The organism is Micromonospora sp. NPDC005686 (genome assembly GCF_042871665.1).
GTDB lineage: Bacteria > Actinomycetota > Actinomycetes > Mycobacteriales > Micromonosporaceae > Micromonospora.
In genome coordinates this window covers 215384-231923 of record NZ_JBIAIY010000003.1, presented here as the reverse complement: position 1 = coordinate 231923, position 16540 = coordinate 215384, and the positions used below count along the sequence as shown (strand labels likewise).

The 16540-nt window shown below is 75.1% G+C and carries 11 protein-coding genes; 4 read left to right on the top strand and 7 right to left on the bottom strand.

What is annotated here, in order from left to right:
• Positions 1 to 18: 18 nt before the first annotated feature.
• Positions 19 to 1845 (bottom strand): ABC transporter ATP-binding protein, encoded by a 1827-nt coding sequence (locus ACFYON_RS08225; RefSeq protein WP_387187999.1) that lies wholly within the window; start codon positions 1843 to 1845, stop codon positions 19 to 21.
• On the bottom strand, positions 1842 to 3563 hold the full coding sequence (locus ACFYON_RS08220) for an ABC transporter ATP-binding protein (protein WP_354864131.1): 1722 nt from the start codon (positions 3561 to 3563) through the stop codon (positions 1842 to 1844). Before ACFYON_RS08220 ends, ACFYON_RS08225 begins: the two co-directional genes overlap by 4 nt.
• A 171-nt stretch (positions 3564 to 3734) precedes the next feature.
• Here ACFYON_RS08220 and ACFYON_RS08215 point away from each other — a divergent pair, with 171 nt between their 5' ends.
• Positions 3735 to 5726, top strand: coding sequence for an acyl-CoA dehydrogenase (locus tag ACFYON_RS08215; RefSeq protein ID WP_354864133.1), 1992 nt, complete (start codon positions 3735 to 3737; stop codon positions 5724 to 5726).
• A gap of 44 nt (positions 5727 to 5770) precedes the next feature.
• On the opposite strand, the gene ACFYON_RS08210 is transcribed toward ACFYON_RS08215, so the two are convergent.
• Together ACFYON_RS08210 and ACFYON_RS08205 are read right to left on the bottom strand one after the other, a co-directional pair.
• A complete protein-coding gene (locus ACFYON_RS08210) occupies positions 5771 to 6748 on the bottom strand; it encodes an HAAS signaling domain-containing protein (RefSeq protein ID WP_355095807.1) in 978 nt (325 codons plus the stop codon).
• On the bottom strand, positions 6745 to 7083 hold the full coding sequence (locus ACFYON_RS08205) for a PadR family transcriptional regulator (RefSeq protein WP_355095809.1): 339 nt from the start codon (positions 7081 to 7083) through the stop codon (positions 6745 to 6747). Before ACFYON_RS08205 ends, ACFYON_RS08210 begins: the two co-directional genes overlap by 4 nt.
• A gap of 229 nt (positions 7084 to 7312) precedes the next feature.
• On the opposite strand from ACFYON_RS08205, the gene ACFYON_RS08200 reads away from it, so the two are divergent.
• The 3 genes from ACFYON_RS08200 to ACFYON_RS08190 all read left to right on the top strand — a co-directional run bounded on the left by ACFYON_RS08200 (position 7313) and on the right by ACFYON_RS08190 (position 13071).
• Positions 7313 to 8557, top strand: coding sequence for a cellulose binding domain-containing protein (locus tag ACFYON_RS08200; protein ID WP_355095811.1), 1245 nt, complete (start codon positions 7313 to 7315; stop codon positions 8555 to 8557).
• Between the two features lie 291 nt (positions 8558 to 8848).
• Positions 8849 to 11011, top strand: coding sequence for a BTAD domain-containing putative transcriptional regulator (locus ACFYON_RS08195; protein WP_354864141.1), 2163 nt, complete (start codon positions 8849 to 8851; stop codon positions 11009 to 11011).
• Positions 11008 to 13071 carry a BTAD domain-containing putative transcriptional regulator gene (locus tag ACFYON_RS08190; protein WP_387188642.1) on the top strand — a complete coding sequence of 688 codons (2064 nt, stop codon included), beginning with the start codon at positions 11008 to 11010 and terminating at the stop codon, positions 13069 to 13071. The genes ACFYON_RS08195 and ACFYON_RS08190 overlap by 4 nt, the downstream gene beginning before the upstream one ends.
• 6 nt (positions 13072 to 13077) lie before the next feature.
• On the opposite strand, the gene ACFYON_RS08185 is transcribed toward ACFYON_RS08190, so the two are convergent.
• From ACFYON_RS08185 to ACFYON_RS08175, 3 genes are all read right to left on the bottom strand, one after another.
• On the bottom strand, positions 13078 to 15462 hold the full coding sequence (locus ACFYON_RS08185) for a hypothetical protein (RefSeq protein ID WP_355096103.1): 2385 nt from the start codon (positions 15460 to 15462) through the stop codon (positions 13078 to 13080).
• A gap of 1 nt (position 15463) precedes the next feature.
• A complete protein-coding gene (locus ACFYON_RS08180; RefSeq protein ID WP_354864147.1) occupies positions 15464 to 16099 on the bottom strand; it encodes a response regulator transcription factor in 636 nt (211 codons plus the stop codon).
• Positions 16100 to 16218: 119 nt separating this feature from the next.
• Complete coding sequence (locus ACFYON_RS08175; RefSeq protein WP_354864149.1) at positions 16219 to 16539, bottom strand: YbaB/EbfC family nucleoid-associated protein; 321 nt, start codon at positions 16537 to 16539, stop codon at positions 16219 to 16221.
• Position 16540 lies beyond the last annotated feature (1 nt).

Sequence of the window (16540 nt, the reverse complement as noted above, 5' to 3'; positions counted from 1 at the left end):
CCGTGGAGCGGTCGGTGATCATACCGGGACGCGCCAGGATCGCCACAGGTGCCCGTACCGGCCGTCGACGGCCAGCAACTCCTCGTGCGTGCCCTGCTCCACGATCCGACCGTGGTCGAGCACGACGATCCGGTCCGCGCCGACCGCCTGGCTGAGCCGGTGCGCCACGATCAGCGTGGTCCGTCCTCGCGTGGCCGCCAGCGCCGCCCGGTCCAGGTCGCGGGCTCCGGCGCTGCCGGCCTCGGCGGTCGCCTCGTCCAGGACGGCCACGGCGGGCGCGGTGAGCACCAGCCGGGCCAGGGCGACCTGCTGGGCCTGCGCGGCGGTCAGCCGGTGGCCGCCCTCGCCGACCGGCGTCGACAGCCCGTCCGGCAGGGTACGCAGCCAGGTGGTGGCGCCGACCCGGTCCAGCGCGTCGAGCAGCTCGGCGTCGGTCGCGTCCGGGGCGGCCAGGCGCAGGTCCGCGGCGAGCGGCCCGGCGAAGACGTGCACCTCCTGGCTGACCAGCGCCACGTCACGGGGGGATGTGGCCTCGCCCGTCCCGGTCAGCGGCCCGCCGTCCAGGCGTACCGATCCGTCGGTGGGCGCGATGATCCCGGCGGCGATGCCGGCGAGCGTGCTCTTGCCGGCGCCGCTGGCGCCGACCAGCGCGACCCGCTCCCCCGGCGCCAGGCGCAGCTCGACGTCGGCCAGCACCAGCGGCCCGTCGTCGTAGTGGTGCCGGCGCACCGTGACGTCCAGCGCCGCCGGGCCACGCGGGCCGGCGGGCCGGGCGGCCCGGCCGGACGCACCGGGTGGGCCGGACGCACTGGCCGGGCCGGACGCGGCGGGCGGCGCGGTGTCGGGCAGGTCGGCCACGCCGACCAGCCGGGCGAGACTCGCGCCGGCCTGCAGCACCGAGTCGGACTCCATCAGCAGCAGGCCGATCGGGTTGAACAGGCGGTGGAAGTACAGCGCGGCGGTGGTCGCCGCGCCGACCGTGACCAGGTCGTCGCGGACCAGGAAGAACCCGGCCACCAGCACCGCGGCCAGGCCGAGGAACTCCGACCTGTTGATCCGCAGCCCGAAGCGGGTGTGCAGGTTGAAGATCTCCAGCGACAGGTCGCGCGCCACGCCGGAACGCTCGGCGATGGCGGCCACGTGCGCGCCCTCGGTCCGGTACGCGCGCACCGTCGCCGCGCCGCGCAGCGCGCCGGCCATCGCCTGCGTCCGCTCGCCGGTGGCGACCCGCTCCCGGGCGTAGTACGGCGCCGAGCGCCGCAGGTACCAGCGCAACGCCAGCGCGTACGCGGGCGCGGCGACCAGCCCGGCGAGGCCGAGCCGCCAGTCCAGCGCGACCAGCCCGAAAACGGTGAGCACCACCGACAGCAGCGCGCCGACGAACGCCGGGCCGCTCACCGCGATCACGTTCGTCACCACCGCCACGTCGTCGCCGACGCGCGCCAGCAGGTCGCCGGTGCCGGCCCGTTCCAGCGTCGCCGACGGCAGGTGCAGCGCCCGGTCGAGGACGCGCTCACGCAGCCGGGCCAGCACCGTCTCGCCGAGCCGGGACGCGAGCGCGGCGCCGAGCGCGGTGAGCAGGCCGGTGAGCACCGCGGCGGCGGCGATCACCGCCACCCGTCCGGCGATCCGGGAGACCGGGGCGTCGGCGATCACGTCGTCGACCAGGCGGCCGAGCACCCAGGGCGCGACCAGGCCACCCGCGGCGGCGACCACGAGCACCGTCGCGGCGGCGGCGCTGAGTCCGGGCCGGGCGCGGAACTGGGCGCCGAGCGTGGTCCAGGTCTGCCGGGCGGACGCGACCGGCAGCAGCGGCCGGCCGGGGGTGTGCGGGTCGGGGGTCACCGCAGCGTCTCCTCGCGGTAGCGGGTGTCGGAGGCCAGCAGGCGCTCGTGCGGCCCCTCGGCGGCCACCCGGCCTTCGGCGATCACCACCACCCGGTCGGTTATCCGCAGCAGGGCCGGGCTGCTGGTGATCAGTACCGTGCCCCGGGGCTCGGCCCGGCGCGCCCGCGCCAGTCCGTCGGCGAGCTGCGCCTCGGTGGCCGCGTCGACGGCGGTGGTGGGGTCGTGCAGCACCAGCACCGGCGGGTCGGCGTGTAGCGCCCGCGCCAGTCCGAGCCGCTGGCGCTGCCCGCCGGAGAGGTTCGCGCCCCGCTCGACGAGCCGGTGGTCCAGGCCGCCGGGGTGCGCGTCCACCACGTCCTGGGCCGCGGCCGCCCGGACGGCGGCGTGCAGCTTCGCCTCCTCGGTCCGGGCGCCGGCGGCGAGGTTGGCCGCCACCGTGCCCTCGAACAGCGTCACGTCGTGCGGCTCGACGAGCACCGTGCCGCGCAGCGCGTCGACGTGCAGCTCGTCGGCGGGCACGCCGTCGACGCGTACGGCGCCCCGGCGCTGGTCCGGCGGCACCCGCCCGGACAGCAGCGCCACCAGCGCCTCGGCGTCGGCCGGGTCGTACGCGAGCACACCGACCACCTCGCCGGGCCCGACGTGCAGGCTCACCCCGTCCAGTCCGGCGTGCCCGACGTCGTCGAGGGCCAGCCGTGGCCCGTCCGTGTACGGCGGCGCCGCAGCGTCGCCGGGCCGGGTCAGCGGCTCGGCGCCGAGCACGCGCGCCACCCGGGCGGCGGAGGCGCGGGCCATCGCGAACAGTTGCACGCACCAGCCCATGGTCTGCACCGGCTCGGCGACGAACTGCGCGAGCCCGACCACTGTGACCAGCTCGCCGATGGTGAGCCGGCCGCGCAGGGCGAGCCAGCCGGCCACCCCGGCGACCGCCGCGAGGAACAGTCCGTTGGCGGCGGTGGTGAGCCCGAGGTGCAGTCCCTTGGTGTTGGCGGCGCGCAGCGTCACGGCGAGGGCGTTGCGGCTGGCGGCGGCGTACCGGCCGGCGGCGTGGTGCTGCGCGCCGATGCCGCGCAGCACGCGCAGGCCGGAGACGAGGTCGACGGCGAGCGCTGTGGTCTCGGCGAGCGCCTCCTGCTGGGAGGTGCTGCGCCGGGACAGCAGCGGCGCCATCCGTTGCAGCACCAGGACCAGCACCGGCACGCCGACGAGCACGCCGAGCCCGAGGGGGATGTCGATGACCAGCAGCGCGGTCGCCGCGACGGTGAGCGCGGTCACCGCCGCGACACCGAACCCGGCCACCCGCACCACGAGCGCGGAGAGTTCGGCGTCGGAGGCGGCGACCGAGAGCAGTTCGCCGTCGCGCAGGCCGGAGCGGTGCCCGCGCGGGTCGAGGGCACGCTCGGCGATCTCCACCCGCAGCAGGTGCGCCTCCCGCTCCACCGCCCCGAACGCCTGCCGGGCACCGTTGCGGTAGGCGAACGCGAGCACGGCGAACAGGGTGGCGAGGCCGGCGACCGAGTACGCCAGCGCCCACGGGTCGCCGGTCACCACGGCCCGGTCGATGATGACGCCGATCGCCACCGGCACGAGCGCCTCGGCGACCTGGTGCAGGCCGAGCAGCGTGACGCCGATCAGCACCGGTCGCCGCTGGCGACGCAACGCCTGGCGGAGCACGTACCGGGCCGTGACGGCGCGGCCGGCGGGTTGCGGGGACACGAGGGGACGCCTCCAGTGCTCGAAGTGAGGACAGCCTAACCTCAGCTTCGGAAGCGACCGAGGCGGGTGGCACGGCTCACCACGGCCTCCGCCAGCGGGGCCCGGTGACCGCCGGTAATGTTGATCAGGACGAGAGTGCACCCATATGTCCGCTGCCCCAGAGGAGCGACCATGCTCGATCACGCGTCCGGCCGAATCGACATCGCCCGCCTCCAGGAGACGCTCGACGGACCGTGGTCCGAGGTCCGCCAGGCCCACCGCAAACACCTCGACGACCGCTTCCTCCCGGTCTACGGCGAGACCGGCGACCAGGCACGCGAGCGGATCACCCGGCTGCTCGGCGAACTCCCGGTCGAGCTGGGCATCGCCGCGGGCTTCCCGGCCGAGTACGGCGGCCGGTCCGACGTGGGCGCCTCGATCGTCGCCACCGAGATGCTGGCGCAGGTCGACCTGTCACTCATGGTGAAGGCCGGCGTGCAGTGGGGCCTGTTCGGCGGCGCGGTCGCCGCCCTCGGCACGAAACGGCACCACGACGCCTACCTCCGGGACATCGTCGAGGGCCGGACCTTCGGCTGCTTCGCGATGACCGAGACCGGCCACGGCTCGGACGTGCAGCAGCTGCGCACGACCTGCGTGTACGACCCGCAGACGCAGACCTTCGACCTGCACACGCCGCACGAGGCGGCGCGCAAGGACTACATCGGCAACGCCGCCCGGGACGGGCGGATGGCTGTGGTCTTCGCCCAGCTGGTCACCGGTGGACACCGCCACGGGGTGCACGCGTGGCTGGTGCCGATCCGCGACGAGCACGGCAAGCCGATGCCCGGTGTGACCATCGGCGACGCCGGGGCGAAGGCCGGCCTGCTCGGCGTCGACAACGGGCGGCTCAGCTTCGACCACGTGCGGGTGCCGCGGGACATGCTGCTGGACCGGTACGCGCAGGTGGCCGAGGACGGGACGTACTCCAGCGCGATCGAGAGCGACTCGCGGCGCTTCTTCACCATGCTCGGCACGCTGGTGCGGGGCCGGGTCAGCGTGGGCGGCGCCGCGTCGGCGGCCACCAAGGCGGCGCTGGCCATCGCGGTGCGCTACGGCGACATCCGCCGCCAGTTCAGCGACGGCGACGGCGACCGTGAGGTGCTGCTCAACGACTACCTGGCCCATCAGCGCAAGCTGCTGCCCGCGCTGGCCACCACGTACGCGCTGCACTTCGCCCAGACCGAGCTGGTCGCCGCGCTCGACGAGATCCAGGGCGGCGACGGGCCGGTCGACGAGCACCGGCAGCGGGAGCTGGAGTCCCGGGCCGCCGGGCTCAAGGCGGCGCAGACCTGGCACGCGACACGCACCATCCAGACGTGCCGGGAGGCGTGCGGCGGCGCCGGCTACCTGTCCGAGAACCGGCTGCCCAGCCTGAAGGCCGACACCGACGTGTTCACCACGTTCGAGGGCGACAACACGGTGCTGCTGCAGCTGGTCGCCAAGGGGCTGCTGACCGGGTACCGGGACGAGTTCGGCTCGCTGGACGGCTGGGGGCGCGCCTCCTTCGTCGCCGAGCAGGTGCGCGAGATGGTGCTGGAGCGCACCGCCGCGCGGGCGCTCATCGCACGGCTGGTCGGCGCGGTGCCGGGCCGGGACGACGAGGTCGCGGTGACCGACCGGGGCTGGCAGCTCAAGGTGTTCGAGGACCGCGAGGAGCACCTGCTCGACAGCGCGGTCCGCCGGCTGCGCGGTGGCGCGTCCACCAAGAAGGACCGCCCCTTCGACATCTTCAACGACGTGCAGGACCACGTGCTCGCCGTCGCCGCCGCGCACGTCGACCGGGTCACCCTGGAGGCGTTCGTCGCCGGCATCGACGCCACCGCCGACCCGGCGGTCAAGGAGCTGCTGTCCCGGGTCTGCGACCTGTACGCGCTGAGCGTCATCGAGGCGAACAAGGGCTGGCTGCTGGAGCACGGCCGGCTCACCCCGGCCCGGTCCAAGACGATCACCAGCGTGGTGAACGGGCTGCTCAAGGAACTGCGGCCGTACATGCGCACGCTCGTGGACGGCTTCGCCATCCCGGACGCGTGGCTGCACGCCGCGATCCTGCGCGAGGAGCCCGGACGCCAGGAGGAGATGGCCGCGCACGACGCCACAGCCGATCCGCGGACAGCCGCCGCCTAGCCGGCCGCTCCGCGGCCCGCGCCTGACCGGCGCCCGGCCGCCGGTCAGGCGCCGGGGGCCGGCGCGGGTCGCTGTCGTACCGGCGGATCCGGCGCCCCGGCCGGGTCCGCCGCGGCGGCCCGCGACGCGGCGTACCCGCTCGCGCCGATCGCCAGGTACAGCCCACCGAACAGCCAGAACGCGGCGAACAGGAAGCCGCGCCCGGTCATCGCGAGGGTCATGACGATCGCGCCGGCCAGGGCGGTCACCGCGTAGCCGGCCCGGATCCCGTACGCGCACAGCGCGCCGACGGCGAGTGGCCCGGCGATCCACAGCGCCGCGCCCACCCAGCCGACGCCGACCGAGCCGCCCGCCGACGCGACCGCCACGAGCACGCCGGGCATCGCCACGAAGCCGCCGGTCAGGTAGTGCCACCACCGTCCACCGGCGCCGCGCCGCATCGCCCACGGCACGAGCGCCGCCGCACCGGCCACCAGCGCGAGCGGGAGGTAGTACAGGCCGATCTCGCCGGACGCGCAGGCGAAGAGCGCCAGCACCGCCGCACCGGCGAACCGGGCCGCGCCGCGGACCCGGTCGGGCAGCACCAGCGGCGCTGCCGCGAGGAGCGCCGGCAGCACCGTGAGCAGCGCGATTCCGGGACCGAACCGGCGGACGACGCCCTGCTCGCCGGACTCGGCGCCGAGCGGCTCCACCGGCACGGTGGACGGCAGCAGGAAGCTCACGCACACGGCGATCAGCACACCGGCCGCCACCGCGACCACTGAGAGCATCCGGGCGGTCCGCTCCGCGCCGTGCCGGACCGGCAGGCCCAGTTCCTCCCGCGCCTGGGCCGCCACCGCGTGCGGCTCGCCGAGCCCGGCGAGGATCTCGGCGATGTCGCGTCCACTGTCCAGCGCGTCGGCGATGTGCGCGCGGACGTCCGCGACGATCTCGCCCGCCGCGTCCGGCGGGACCTCGGACAACTCCGCGTCGAGGGCCCGCAGGTAGGTCTCCGCCGCCGCCGGGAAACCGTCGTCGCTCATGTCTCCTCCGCCATCAGCTCGTCCACGTGCGGCTGGATCTCCCGCCACACCCCCGCGAACAACCGCAGGTGCGCCCGCCCCTGATCGGTGATCGTGTAGTACCGCCGGGCGTGCCCCTGCTCGGGCGCCACCCACCGGGTCTCCACGGTGCCCGCCTGCCGCATCCTGGCGAGCAGCGGATACAGGCTGCCCTCACTCGCGGTCAGGCCACGGACGGCGAGCCACTCGGCCAGCTCCAGGCCGTACATGTCGCGTCTCGCGAGCAACGCGAGCACGCAGTACTCCAGCACGCCCTTGCGGATGTTCGTGGTGATCCGCTCGCGTGCGCCGTCCATGCGTCGCAAGATACCTTGCTATGCAAGACATCTGCGCAAGGGGTCCGTGGGCCGGGCGGCAGGCATCGACCGGCATGCATTGACACATTTCGTTACGGCGGTGATAGTAACTGCAAAGCTCCCGCCGGTCCCTCCGCGGGGACGCACCCGGCGGCGCCACGTCGACGTGGCCGACACACCGCCACCACCACCTCCCAGGGAGCGCCGTCACGACGTCCCTGGAGGACGCATGAGAACAAGATCGAAGATCTACGCCGGGTTGGCGGCCGCCGTCGTCCCGATCGCCTCGGTGATCGTGTGGCTCGGCGCGACACCGGCGAGCGCCGCGATCGGCGGCTCGGGGCCCTACCCCGCCGACTACGAAACCTCGTCGAGCCTGCCCAACCACACCATCTTCCGGCCCCAGACGCTCCCGTCCGAGCGCCTTCCCGTCCTGGTGTGGGGCAACGGCGCGTGCTCGGCCAACGGCCTGTCCCAGGGCAACTTCCTGCGCGAGATCGCCTCCCACGGCTTCCTCGCCATCGCCAACGGCGCACCGAACGGCTCCGGCTCCACGAACTCCCAGATGCTCACCCAGTCCATCGACTGGGCGGTGGCGGAGAACTCCCGGTCGGGCGGCAAGTACTACAACCGGATCGACACCACGAAGATCGCCGTGGCCGGGTTCTCCTGCGGCGGCCTGGAGGCGTACGCGGTCTCCAACGACCCGCGCGTCACCACCACCGGCATCTTCAGCAGTGGCCTGCTCAACGACGCCGACGACTACCAGCTGCGCAGGCTGACCAAGCCGATCGCGTACTTCGTCGGCGGGACCAGCGACATCGCGTACCCGAACGCGATGGACGACTGGGGCAAGCTGCCGTCCGGGCTGCCCGCCTTCATGGGCAACCTGAACGTCGGGCACGGCGGCACGTACGACCAGCCCAACGGCGGTGAGTTCGGCCGGGTCGCGGTGCTCTACCTCAAGTGGCGGTTGAAGGGCGACATCGGCGCCGGCGCCAACTTCGTCGGCCCGGACTGCGGTCTGTGCCGCACCCAGTGGAGCGTGCAGCAGAAGAACCTGACGCTCGACGGCCCGCCGCCCACGACCCCGCCGCCCACCACTCCCCCGCCCACGACTCCGCCGCCCACCACTCCCCCGCCCACGACTCCGCCGCCCACCACTCCGCCGCCCGGCGGGGCCTCCTGCACCGCTGTCTACGCCGTCCAGGACCAGTGGAACGGCGGCTTCGTCGCCAACGTGACGGTGACCGCCGGGAACGCCGCGCTGACCGGCTGGCGGGTGACGCTCACCCTGCCCGGCAGCGCCGCGATCAGCTCACTGTGGAACGGCGTGCCGAGCGGCACCAGCGGCACCGTCACGGTGGCCAACCAGAGCTACAATGGAGGGCTCGGCGCGGGGCAGACCACCACCTTCGGATTCCAGGGCACCGGCAGCGGCGGCGGCGCCACCGCCACCTGCGCCGGCAGCTGAACCACCTCGGCCGGGGGCCGGCGCCGGACGCCGGCCCCCGGCGGGGTGAGTATCGTCTCGCCGGGACGCCCGGCCGACCGCCGGTCCCTCGTCGACGGTGCGGACCGGCCCTCGGGAAGACTCCCTGCTAGCGCCACCGCCGGCGATCCGCGACGAACACCACGCGCACCGGAAAGCGCTGCGCCGTATGCTTTTCGGCCATCCACACGAAGTTGACATGGCAGATAGTTGGGCTAGGGTTCCGCCGAACGGTTGTCACCGCGGCAGGTATCCGGTCACCACGAGGACGGCATGACGGCACAGCGCAGTGGCTTCGACATCCGCTTGCTGGGCAGTCTCCGGATGACGTACGCCGGGCGGGAACTGCCACTGCGCTCGGCTCAGCGCCGGGCCGTCTTCAGCGCGCTGGCGCTCACCCCGGAGCGGGGCCTGTCCCGGGACGAGCTGATCGCCGCCGTCTGGGGTGAGCATCCACCGGCCAGCGCGAGCGGCAACCTCTACACGTACGTCTCCGCCCTGCGCCGCATGCTCGAACCGGACCGCCACAGGTGGTCCTCCGGCGGGGTGCTCACGTCCGAGGGCGGCAACTACCGGCTGCACGTCGACGCCGATGCGGTCGACGTGCACCGCTTCGAGCGGTTGCGGGAGCGCAGCCGCGCGCCGCGCGCCGCCGGGGACACGGCCGGTGAACTGGCCGCGCTGGACGCCGCGCTGGCCGAGTGGCGGGGCGACGAGGCGCTCGTCGGCGTACCGGGACCGCGAGCCGCCGGCCATCGGATCCGGCTCGGCGAGCTCTACCTGACCACCGTGGAGCGCCAGGCCGAGCTGTTGCTGGGCCTCGGACGCGGCGGCGAGGTCGTCGACCGTCTGCTCGCGCTCGCCGGCCGCCACCCGGCCCGGGAGAGCCTGTACGCGGTGGCCATGCGGGCGCTGGCCGTGCAGGGGCGTACCGCCGAGGCGCTGGCGCTGTACGCCACACTGCGGGACCGGCTGGTCGAGGAGGCCGGCACCGAACCCGCCGCCGCGCTCCGGCAGATCCACGAACAGCTCCTGGGCGGGAACCCGGCGCCGGCGCGCGCCCCCGGTCCGGCGCCGTCCCGGCACCCCGGCTTCCGGGGCCGCTCCGCCGCGCTGGCCCGCCTGCGGTCGGCGGTCACCGGCCTGGCGGTCGGACGCGGCGGCAGCGTCTGGGTCAGCGGCGAGGCCGGCATCGGGAAGTCCGCGCTGCTGGCCGAGGGACTGAGCGGCGCGGCCCCGCTCGGCGTCCGGGTCGGCTGGGCCGTCGGCGACGAGCTGGCGTACCGGATGCCGTTGAGCATCGTGCTGGAGTGCCTGTCCCTGGGCGACGACGGCCTGCCCGCCTCGTTGCACGCCTGCACGGGCGGGGCGCCACCGACCATGACGGTGATCGACACGGTCCAGCGGTTCGTGGTCGCGCGGTGCGCCGAGCGGCCGCTGCTGCTGGTCCTCGACGACCTCCAGTGGGCCGACGACATGTCGCTGCTGGTCTGGCACGCGCTGCACAAGCTCACCACGCGGCTGCCGCTGCTGCTCGTCTCCGCCGCCCGCCCGGTGCCGGCCGGGTACGAGGTGCGGCTCCTGCGCCGGGTGCTGCCCCGCGACGGCACCGCGCTGATCGAACTCGGCCCGCTGGACGACGACACGGCGGCCGGCCTGGTACGCGCCTGGTCCCGCCCGCCCGGCCCGGGTCTGGGCACCGCGCGCTCGTTCGTCGCGGCGGCCGCCGGGAACCCGTACTACCTGCGGCATCTCGTGCTCGCCGACCGCGACGGCCGGACCGCCGACACGCCCGGACCGGAACTGACCGACGCCGTCTCCCGTCACCTGCAACCGCTCGCCGACGACACCCGCCAACTGCTGCGGGCGATCGCGTTCCTCGGCAACAACTACCTGGTGACCGACCTGGCCGCGGTAACCGGCAGGTCGGCGCCGGAACTCCTGCCGGCAGTGGAGGAGGCGCTGGCCGCCGGGCTCCTCGTCGAGGACGGACGCCGCCTGCGGTTCCGGCACCCGGTGATCCGCCGGGTCCTGCGCGGCGCGATCCCGACCGCGCTGCGGGTGCTGATGCACAGGCAGTTCGCCCAGCGGCTCGCCGAGGCCGGCGGCGATCTCGGCCGGGTCGCGGGTCAGTTGCTGGCCGGGCCGGTGCCTGTCGACGCGTGGGTGCAGGACTGGCTGATCGCGCACGCCGCGCAACTGAGCGCCACCGCCCCCGCGCCCGCGATCGCGGTGCTGCGGCACGCCGTCTCCGCACCCGGCCTCTCCGCGCCGGCCCGTGAGCTACTCACCGCGCAGCTGGCCCGGGTGCTGCACCGCAGCGGGCTGCCCGCCGGAGCCGAGGCGAGCTGGGTGTCGGCCCACACCGGGGACGCCGCGAGGCGCGCCGAGATGGACCGGATCGCCGTCGGGACAGCGGCCACCGGGCAGCGGTGAGAAGACTGCGTGTCACCGTTCTGGGGCCGGTACGCGCCTGGAACGGCGAGGTCGAGATCGACCTCGGACCGGCCCGGCGGCGGGCCGTGTTCGCGGTGCTGGCGGCGAACGCCAACCGCCCGGTCACCCGCGGCGAGCTGATCCGCGCGCTCTGGGGCGAGTCGGCGCCGAGCACCGCGGCGGGCAACATCTACACCTACGTCTCGGGGCTGCGGCGCAGCCTCGGCCCGGCCGGCGGGCTGCTGCGCTCCGGCCGGACCGGCTACACGCTGCGCCTCGAACCGGGCGCGCTGGACGCCGACCGGTTCGAGGCGCTGTGCGAGGCAGCCGGGGCGCCGGCCGCCGCCGGGCGGCCCGGGCAGGCCGTGGCCCTGCTCGACGAGGCGCTCGCGCTCTGGCACGGCGAGGCGTACGGGAACGTCACCGGACCCTTCGCCGACCTCGACCGGCACCGCCTGACGGAGCTGCGGATCGCCGCGGCGGAGCGGCGGGCCCGGCTGGTCCTGGCCGGCGGCGGCGACGACGCGCTGATCGCCGACCTGACCGCCCTGGTCCGCGACCACCCGCTGCACGAGCCGTTCCACGAGCTGCTGATGCGCGCGCTGCACCGGGCCGGCCGGGGCACCGAGGCGCTCGACGTCTTCCACGCCGCACGCCGGGTGCTCACGGCCGAACTCGGCGTCGAACCCGGCCCGGCCCTGCGCGGGTTGCAGAGCCGCATCCTCACCGAGCCCACACCGGCAGTCCAGCCCACACCGGCCGGCCGGCCGGCACCGGCAGCCGCGGCAGCACCGACGGCAGCGGCGGCGCCCGCCGTACCGTCGCGGGGTGCCCTGGTCGGACGCGACGGCGACCTGGCGTTGCTGCGCGGCCCGCTGGACGCGCTGGGCGCGGGCCGCAGCGCGATCGTGTGGATCGAGGGCGAGCCGGGCATCGGCAAGTCCGCGCTGCTCGACGCCGCGCTGGACGAGGCGCGGGCGCGGGGCCACCGGGTCGCGCGCGGCGTCGCCGAGGAACTCACCAGCCGCATCCCGCTGCACGTGATGCTCCGGGCGCTGGACCTGGAGGACGCGCCGCACGAGGACCGGGCCACGGCCGTCGACCGGGTGCTCGACCACGTCCGTGCGCTGACCGCCACGGGTCCGCTCGTGCTGGCCGTCGACCATCTCCAGTGGGCCGACGAGGTGAGCCTGCTGGCCTGGGAGCGGCTGGCCGCGCTGACCCGGTGGCTGCCGCTGCTGCTCGTCGCGACCGCCCGGCCCGAACCCGGTCGCCGCGACCTGGCCCGGCTGCGGCGCGGGGTGAGCACCCGCGACGGGCACCTCATCCGGCTCACCCCGCTGCCCGCGGCGGACATCGAACAGATCTTCGGTACGACGGTGGGCGTGCCGCCCGGCGCCACGCTGCGGTCGCTGACGCCGCTGGCCGCCGGCAACCCGCTGTACGCCCGGGAGCTGGTCGCCGGACTCGTGGCGGAGGACGCGGTACGGGTGGTCGACGGACTCGCCGAGGTCGACGCGCGAGCCGACGAGATGCCGCGCTCGCTCCTGGACACCGTGCGGGCCAGCCTCGACCACCTCTCCCCCGGCGCCCGGGAGGCGCTGCGTTACGCCGCCCTGCTCGGCGGCGAGTTCGCCGTGGCCGAGGTCGCCGCGGTCACCGGACGGTCGCCGTTCGACCTGATGGCCGAGCTGGAGGAGGCGGTCGCCGCCGACGTCCTCGTGGCCGCCGGCAGCGAGCTGGCGTTCCGGCAACCCGTGCTGCGGCGGGCGCTCGCCGCCGGCATCCCCGCCGCGTTGCGCCCGACGCTGCACCGGCACGCGGCACAGGCGCTCGCTGACAACGGAGGCGCGGTCACCCGGATCGCCGAACACCTGCTCGCCGGCCCGCCCGAGGTGGACGAATGGCTGGTGAGCTGGCTGGTCGCGCACGGCGTCGAGCTGTTCCGCCACGCGCCGGAGGCGGGCCGGGAACTGGTGCGCCGGGCCTTGGCGAGCCACCGGCTGTCGCAGGCGCAGCGGGCGACGCTCGCCGCCCTCCTCGACGGGCCGGACCGGTAGCGACCCTCAGCACAGCCCGGGTACGCCGGTGAACCGGCGCGCGGCGGCCGCCGGGACCGGCGTACCCGGGCCGGTACGGCGCGCGAGGTGCTGGCGCAGGGCGGCCAGGGCGAGGGCGTCGAAGCGTACCCGCCCGTCGACCGGCGGCTCCTCCACCGCCAGCTCCCGCACCAGCAGCCGGGCCGGGGCGCCGGCCTCCGGCTCCTGCACCTCGAGCACCGTGAACGCCGTACCGGGGAGGAAGAGGACCCGGGCCGGCACGCCGTCGCCGGTCTCGAACGCGGCGGTGCGCCGCGCCGTGGCCGACCAGATCAGCACCTCGACCGTGCCGGGCAGGTCGGCGGGCGGCTCGGCGAGCGCGTTCGTGAACCCCCAGTCCGTGAGCACCCGGCGCTGCGCGATCCGGCGCAGGTCCGCCGTGGTCAGCTCGGCGCCGGCGTACGCGACGCCGCGATGCACCGGCAGCCGGCGCACGCCCGCCGACACGCACCTGGCGAACGGCACGTGACCACCCGGCGCGGCGGACCGCAGCGCCTCGTCGAGGCCGTCACCGGCGGCCGAGAGGTAGAGGCGGACGGCAGTGGCGTACTCCACCGCGTCGGCGCCGCCGGCCAGCGCCGGATGCGCGGCGAGCACGTCCGCCACGTCTGCGGTGAGGGCGGCGATCTCGCGGCGGAACGCGCGCCGGAACCAGGCCCGCTCCTCGTCCAGGTCGGGTCCGGGGCGTACGCCGCGCGCGTCGTCGCCGGGCGTGCGCTGGAAGCGGACCGGCGCCGGCGCGGGGCGGTGCACCGGCAACGTCATCGTCGGGCCCGTCGCCCACGCCGCGCCGCCGCCGAGCACGGGCCCGGCCACGTCGGGCGCCGCCACGTCCGGCCCGGCCGCGTCCAGCGCCACGCGGCCGAGCCCGGCCGTGTCCGGCCCGGCGCCCTGAAGCCCGGCCACCTCCGGCGCCGGCCCGGGAGGCCCGGCGCCGTCCGGCAGGGCGGCGGGAACGGCCACCCCGTCGGCGGCCACCCCGCCGGTCGACGGCGCGGGTGGACCCGCCACGGCGACGGACACCGGTTCCGGCAAGGCCGCCGGCACCCGCGGCGCGGGAACCGGTCCGGCGGCGTGCTCAGTCGTGGGCCGGTACGTCCCGGCCTCGATCCCGCGAGCCGAGAGCCCCGGGCGTCCCGGCGCCACGACCGAGGACGGCTGCACCGCAGCGCGCCCGCGGGTCGCCGGGTCCAGCCGCGCCGCCAGGTCACCGGCCAGTTCCCGATGGCGGTCGGCCACGGCCGGTGCCGGATCGTCCACCACCAGCCGGGCGCGGTTCGGGTCCATCGGCGCCGCGCGGATCCGGTCGGCGTGCCGGGGCGGCTCGGGGCCACGCAGCCAGAGGCCGGACGGGATCACCTCGACCACCGCGTCGTGGGCGTACTGGTAGACGCGAGGGCCGATCGGCTCGCCGAGTTCCGGCGGCGCGCGGTGGCGCAGGATGCGCGGCGTCACCGCCTTCGCGCCCAGGGTCTCCCGGGGACGGTAGCCCAGTTCCTCGGCGAAGACCTGCCAGCCGGGCCGCCCGCCGGCGTCGACTGTGAACATCGCCGGACCGTCCGGACGGCCGGTGGGCACGCCGGCGAAGACGCGCACCGGGCAGCACAGCAGGTCGGCCAGCGCCTGCCCGAACTGTTCGCCCTCGGGCAACGCGACCGGGCCGTACTGGACGAAGCGGGCGTGTTCACGGCCCTCCGGCGCCAGGCCGCGCCAGAACCGGGCGATGTCGTCCAGGCGCAGCGGCGCCGTTCCGGGGCAGCCCACCAGCACCGGCATCGCGTCCGGCAGGCACGGCATCGTCGCGGTGAGGTGGCTTCCGTGTACGGCGACGGCGGCCTCGTCGCGGCTCTCCCGCAGCCACACGCCGCCGGGTAGCGGCTCGGCGGCGCAGGTCGAGCTGACCGTCAGGTGGTCGACGGCGGCGCCGTCCCAGGCCGGTACGGGATAGCGCTTCGACTGCCAGACCGGCGTGTGGCCGCGCCGGTAGCAGACCCAGCCGCCCAGGTCGGTCGCGTGCACGAACAGCAGTCCCGCCGCACCCGGGATCATCCGCCCGAAGGGCGCGATCACCGGCCGGCCCAGCCGGTCGGAGAGCCACTGGCCGGCGAGCGCCCCGGTCTCCGGACGGGCGCCGCAGACCACCAGCCGGATGCCCCGGCGCAGGCGCTGCCGGCGCAGCTCGGTCGCGACCGTGTCCCAGATGTCGAACGGCAGCTCGTGTTGCAGGTCGAGAATCACGATGTCGTTGTCGGGATCCCGGTCCACCGAGAGCGCGACCGTACGGGCCTCCGTGCTGATCCGTTCGCGGGCGTGCAGCACCAGCGCGTTGCCGACGGTGTGGCGCGTGATCACCTCAGATCATGCCGGAGCGCAGGGCGTAGGCCACCGCGTGCGAGCGGTTGCGCAGCTTCAGCCGGTGGTTGAGGCCGTAGATGACGTTCTTCACCGTACGTTCGGAGTAGCGCAGCTCGTCGGCGATCTCGTTGGTGTCGAAGCCCTCGGCCATCAGCCGCAGCACGTCGATCTCCCGCGCGGTCAGGCCGGAGGCATTCAGCCCGTTCGGGTTGAGCACGTCGCGCTGGAGCCGTTCGATGTGCTTGAGCAACTCGCCCACCAGGTTCGGGGGCAGGACGCCGCCACCGGAGGCGGCCGCCCGGACGCTGTGCACGAGGCGTTCCGCGGTGACCGCCGCGCGCGGCAGGACCGCCACGACGCGGCACTCCACGGCGGTCAGCAGTTCCTGCTCGCTGACCTCCGTGGTGATCAGGACGACCGGGGCGCTGATCTCGGTCGCCGCGAGGCGCAGCATGGCGATCACGTCGGTGGTGAGCCGTTCGGCGGCGACGACGAGGACCTGCGCCCGGGTGCGGTCAGCGCTGTCCAGCAGCGTGATGTCGGAGCACGACCGGAGGTGGGCGGTCAGGCCGGTGTGGGTCAGCGGGTCGGGCGCGTGCACAAAGACGGCAACTTGCTCCACAGCCATCTCCATCACTGTCAGTAGGGGCTGACAGTCTCATGGAGAGTCCTTCAGGAAATCTCCACAGTCTCCCGCCGGATGGCGACAAGGCGTGAAGACGCACGCGTAAGCGCTGGTCAGACTTTTTTCAGTCAGTGAAGATTGATTTCGACGGGGCCCATCTTCTCCGTCGCGAGCTTCCCCGCATTCTCGGCCGCGGCCTGGATCGCCTCCATGATCGCCGTCTGCAACGACGCTGCGTCTCGTCGCTCGTACACCACCGGGTCGACCCGGACGACCTGGACCTTGCCCAGGCCGCTGGCCATGACCACCACTGTGGCGTCCTGCGAGCGGCCGGTGACGATCGCCCGTTCCAGTTCCGACTGCGCGTTGCGCATCTGGTCCTCCAGGCGCTGCGCGTTCTCGATGAACTCCTGGAACGAGGGCGGAACCGGCTTGGACTCGGGCTGCATG

Coding starts and splice junctions, on each gene's coding strand:
- ACFYON_RS08215 (WP_354864133.1), top strand. CDS start 3,735: ATGCTCGATCACGCGTCCGGCCGAATCGACATCGCCCGCCTCCAGGAG.
- ACFYON_RS08175 (WP_354864149.1), bottom strand. CDS start 16,539: ATGCAGCCCGAGTCCAAGCCGGTTCCGCCCTCGTTCCAGGAGTTCATC.
- ACFYON_RS08205 (WP_355095809.1), bottom strand. CDS start 7,083: ATGGACGGCGCACGCGAGCGGATCACCACGAACATCCGCAAGGGCGTG.
- ACFYON_RS08210 (WP_355095807.1), bottom strand. CDS start 6,748: ATGAGCGACGACGGTTTCCCGGCGGCGGCGGAGACCTACCTGCGGGCC.
- ACFYON_RS08195 (WP_354864141.1), top strand. CDS start 8,849: ATGACGGCACAGCGCAGTGGCTTCGACATCCGCTTGCTGGGCAGTCTC.
- ACFYON_RS08200 (WP_355095811.1), top strand. CDS start 7,313: ATGAGAACAAGATCGAAGATCTACGCCGGGTTGGCGGCCGCCGTCGTC.
- ACFYON_RS08180 (WP_354864147.1), bottom strand. CDS start 16,099: ATGGAGATGGCTGTGGAGCAAGTTGCCGTCTTTGTGCACGCGCCCGAC.